Origin of the sequence: Synechococcus sp. H55.11 (genome assembly GCF_047462475.1) — a bacterium.
In the GTDB taxonomy this organism is placed as follows: domain Bacteria; phylum Cyanobacteriota; class Cyanobacteriia; order Thermostichales; family Thermostichaceae; genus Thermostichus.
The window spans coordinates 1-1,208 of sequence record NZ_JANSJI010000176.1; the positions used below are offsets into that span (position 1 = coordinate 1).

The 1,208-nt window shown below is 55.4% G+C and carries 1 protein-coding gene; it reads right to left on the bottom strand.

Annotation, left to right across the window (positions count from 1 at the left end):
* Positions 1-130: 130 nt before the first annotated feature.
* Positions 131-688, bottom strand: coding sequence for a CHRD domain-containing protein (locus NW853_RS07350; protein WP_414336131.1), 558 nt, complete (start codon positions 686-688; stop codon positions 131-133).
* Positions 689-1,208: the final 520 nt, after the last annotated feature.

Sequence of the window (1,208 nt, forward strand, 5' to 3'; positions counted from 1 at the left end):
AAATGGCTTTCCCCATTGTGCCGAATCTTCTTGAGTTGACCAGAAAAAAGGCAGCGCAAGCCCCAGCATTTGCGCCAAATGCTTTAGATGCTCCGCACCGCTTAGGCGGCTGAGAAGTCGCCTTCAAGATTTAGCGAGGGAAAACCACCTGGGCCCGCAACTCGCCGGGAGGGTTGGCCTGCGTATGGATGTTGATGTAGTAGGCCCCGGCCAAGAAGCTGGAGACCTGCTCAGGGGTGAGTTGGGCCTCTAGCCGGAAGTTCCCCGATTGATTGTCGGGATTGGGCAACATGTTCAGGACAAAGACGACCGGGCCTGTGGCCTGGGCGAAAGATTGTCCCGGCTGGGGCTGGGCCAGGTGAATGTGGCCGGGGCCAAAATTGGCGATCGGCAAAAGTGGGGTCGTGAGATTCGTAAAACTCCCCTGGACAGATAGAGTACGGGCGGTCTGGTTTAAAGTGACAACAGCACTGCCGCTGGCGGAGCTGGGCACCGCTACCGGCGGTACTTCGGCAGCAGGAGATAGGGTCAAGGTAGCCGTAGAGACTACAGCTCCCGGCGCAGGGGTTACCGAGCTGCCGCTCCCGCAGCCGCTGAGAAACAAGGCAGCAGCCAGGCAAACACCCCAAAAAGCTTTGCAGACAAAACGAAGCCGAAAGGCTGAATCCAGCAAAAACGTCAACAACATGGAAAAAGCTCCTCGGTCGGAGAACAAGCCATCTCAAATACGGAGCAGGCCCAGCTTCGGATTCACCCTTGGAGAACAAGATCACGATCGCCTGAGGAGTTACCCCTGTTTCTCAAGCCGTCTTCCTCTCGAGGGGCTTCCCAAGAGGTTGAAGCAGCCTAGCTGCTGAGGGGCGGAGGGCCGAAGATGGCTAAGCTCCAAGGCTCTCCCTCGCCAAACTTTCCCAGGCCAGGTTCGCTGATCTGTGTGTTTAAAGGGTTCCCAACCCCTTGACAGGAGGCCAAAACTTCATTGCAAGCATAGCGGGCACAGCCAAACAACTGGGCTAAGTTTGGCCTCTATTGGTCTGTAGGGTAAAGACTGTACTTGCACCGGGCTTTCATGAGCTCAAGTTAAGTTGGCATGTCTATGCCAGCCCATAGAACTAAGGGAAGAACGCAGCAGTATTTCCAGCTTACAGGCGCATTTGGTGTTTGTTACTACAGCCCTACAACAAAGCTACTTTGTGGAGTCCAAGCTA

Coding starts and splice junctions, on each gene's coding strand:
- NW853_RS07350 (WP_414336131.1), bottom strand. CDS start 688: ATGTTGTTGACGTTTTTGCTGGATTCAGCCTTTCGGCTTCGTTTTGTC.